Consider the following 3,431-nt stretch of genomic DNA (forward strand, 5'->3'; position numbering starts at 1 on the left):
CCCTCGCCGCCGCTCCCCCTGCCCGTAGACTCCCCCCTAGCGACATCCCGGGGGCCGGACGGCAACACGGCCGCAGGTGTCGGCAGGATGCGGTAACCAGGGAGGAAGCGTCGTCGTGAGCAGCAGGCCATCCCGAGGCGCTGCTCGCCTCGCAGCCATACTCGACGCCCTCCCCGACGCGCTGCTGCTGGTGAACTGCAACGGCACCGTCGTCAACGCCAACCACATCGCACTGGAGACCTTCGAGACGCCGGGCACCGCGCTGGTCGGCCGCGGACTGCTGGACTTGCTGCCGGCCTTCGACTCCAAGCGCATCCCCGGCGGGATGCGGCGCCCGACCGACGCCGAGGCCGCGCGTACCCGCCCGACTCGGATGATCGCGCGGCGAACCGACGGGGTGCAGTTCCCGGTCGAGGTGACCAGCGCCAATCTCGAGGACGGCCGTACCCCCTACGCCGACCAGCACAGCTACACCGGCGACGAGCTGCTGATGCTGGTGGTGCGCGACCTGACCGGCACCGTGGACACCGAGGCCGAACTCGCCCGCCAGCAGCGCCAGACCGAGATGATCCTGCGCGCCGCCGCCGAAGGCGTGGTCGGCGTGGACACCGAGGGCAAGGTGGTGCTGGTCAACCCGGCCGCCGCGCAGATCCTCGGCTACCGTGCCAGCGATCTCGGCGGGCAGGAGCTGCACCCGCTGGTGCACCACTCGCGGCCGGACGGCACGCCCTTCCCGTACGAGGAGTCCCCGCTCGCCGACACCCTCCGCTCCGGCCGCAAGCACCGGGTGCGCGGGCAGACGCTGTGGTCCAAGAGCGGCGACCAGGTACCGGTGGACCTGACCACCGCTCCGGTGCGGGACGGCGACCAGCTGGTGGGCGCGGTGATGACGTTCACCGACCGCCGTGCGTACGACCAGATGGTGGCCGAGCAGAACGAGCGCTACGACACCATGCTCGCCGAACAGACCGAGCGTTACGACACCATGCTGGCCGAGCAGAACGAGCGTTACGACGCGATGCTCGCCGAACAGACCGAGCGCTACGACACCATGCTGGCCGAGCAGAACGAGCGCGCCCGGGCACTGGAGGCCCGGCACGCCGAGCGGGAGCGGTCGCTGTCGGAGCGGAACGCGCAACTGCTGGCGGTGCTCGGCGAGTCGCTGCGCGGACCACTGCTCCAGCTCCGTGCCGAACTGGGCACGCTCGCCTCGGACCCGGCCGGGCAGCTGTGGCCGGAGGCCAACCAGATCCTGCATCACCTGGCCGCCGGCTACTCCCGGATGACCACCCTGGTGGACAACGTCCTCAGCTTCCAGAGCCTGGAGGCCGGGCAGGAGCAACTCGACCGGCACCCGGTCACCCTGGACGGAGTGATCGCCGCCGGTGTGGAGGGTGCCGTCGAGCTGATCGGCCCCGGCCGGGCGCAGTTCGCGGTGCACGCGCCGCCGATCGAGGCCGAGGTGGATCCGGAGCGGCTGATCCAGGCACTGGCCCATCTGATCGCCGATGTGGCGGGCGTCGACTCCACCGGCCACGCGGCGGGCGCCGCCACCGGCGACTCCACCATCGTGGTCGCGGCGGCACAGCGCGGCGAGGTGGCGCGGATCGAGGTACGCGGCCCGTACCCCGGCGGCGACCCGGTCCATCAGCCGATCGTCCGGGGCGTGGTGCGTCGGCACGGCGGCGTGCTCCAGACCCACCAGCTGCCCGGGGGACACGGCAGCGCCTATGTGCTGGAGGTCCCGCTCACGGCGGCGGCCGCCGCGGCCGCGGATGGCATCCCGGCCGGTGACGGTGCCGGAAGCACGGCTGCCGGGGGTACGGCCGCCGGACGTACGGCTGTCGGAGGTGCGGCTACTGGGGCCACGGCTGCCGGAGCCGGCTCGGCCGACGGCACGGTGGCGGGTGCCTCCCTGGACTCCCCCGAGACCGCCGCGCAGGTCGGGACCGCGGCAGGTGGTCCGGGCGTGGCTGTCGGCGGCGCTGTGGCGGGCGGTGCCGCCGGAGGCACGGGTTCCTCCGGCGTCGGTGCTGCGGGGATCGGTGCTGCCGGGATCGGTGGTTCCGGCGTCGGCGTCGGTGAGGCCGTGGAAGACGGCGTCGGCCAGGGCGGCCGGACCCGGGTGGCAGGTGGCCCGAGCGGGCTTGCGGCCGCGATGGGCCGCCGGGCGCGTCGCAATCGGGCGGGGGGCGCGGATGCGGCCCCGCTGCCCGGTGACATGGCGGACGGATCGGACCCGGCACTCGCCGACGGCACGGTGGGCGGTCCCGCCGGGGCGCTCGCACACGGCACTCACGGCGGCCCGGGAGAGGCTTTCACCAGCGGCACACATGGCGGCCCCGGTGGCGTGCTGGCCGGGAGCGCCGGCGCGCCAGGCTCGGCGGGCAACGCCCAGGGCGTGGCGGACGGTGCCGGTGCCCGGGGCCCCGTGGGGGGCGACCGGCACGGCGGGCCGGGTGCGGCCGCGCGGAACGGCACCGTGGCAGGACCGGCCGGAGCCACGACGGGCGGCGCGCGGGAGGCCACTGCCGGAATCGGCGGTTCCGCCCAGGCTCGGCCCGATGGCCCAGGCGCCGTCGGCCCGCGGGGAGCCGGGGCGCAGAACGGTACGGAGAGCGGCTCGGCCGCCGTACCGCCGCCCACGGGTCGGCGGCGGGCGCGCCGCGATCCGCAGGAGGAGCAGTCCGCCGGCGGGGATCCGCACCAGGCGGCCGGTCCGTACATGCCGACCGGTGGGCCCCAGCCGGTGCCCGCGACGGGCGTACCGCTGGACGCCGGTTATCCGGCACCGACCGGCCGGCGTGCGCGCCGGGCCGTGGCCGGTGCGCCGGGCGCGCCGCAGCCGCCCGAGGCCGCGGGGCCCGGTCGGGCCGCGTTCGCGCTGCCGCCGGCGACCGCCGACAGCGGGCAGCAACCGGGTGGACTCGCGGCGGACGGTACGGCCGAGCCGCAGCCGGTGGCGCCGGGTACCGGCCGCCGGCGGGCGCGTCCCGCACTCCCCGAGGCTGGCCAGGGCGCGGCGTCTCAGCAGCTCTCCCCGCAGGCAGCCGCGGCGCCGGACGGCGGGCGGACGCCGTTCGCCCTGCCGCCCGCCGAGGCCGACCGCACGCCGCAGGGCGCGCTGCCGGCGGGGTTGGCCCCGGCCGGGCTGGTGCCCGCCCAGGGCGGTCCCGATGGGGCACCGCACGCTGCCGGCGGCGCGCACCGGCAGGGCGACTGGGCCCAACACGCGGGTGGCCCCGGTCCGTTCCCGGGCACGCCGCAGGGCGCCGGCCCGCGGGCTGCCCGCCCCGACGACACCCCGCACCCGGCACCGGGCAGGCGCGGCCAGGGCCCCGGCGACGCCGCCCGCCCGGCACCCGGCGGCCCCGGCGACGCCCCGTACCCGGCTCCCGGTCCGGCCGGCGCACCGGTCCGGGCCACCGACC

Annotated in this window: 1 protein-coding gene; it reads left to right on the plus strand. The window is 77.0% G+C overall.

What is annotated here, in order from left to right:
• Positions 1–115: 115 nt before the first annotated feature.
• On the plus strand, positions 116–3,431 hold a 3,316-nt coding region (locus E4099_RS30595), incomplete at its 3' end, for a PAS domain-containing protein (protein WP_167828542.1).

The organism is Streptomyces palmae, from assembly GCF_004684805.1.
Classification (GTDB): Bacteria; Actinomycetota; Actinomycetes; order Streptomycetales; family Streptomycetaceae; genus Streptomyces; species Streptomyces palmae.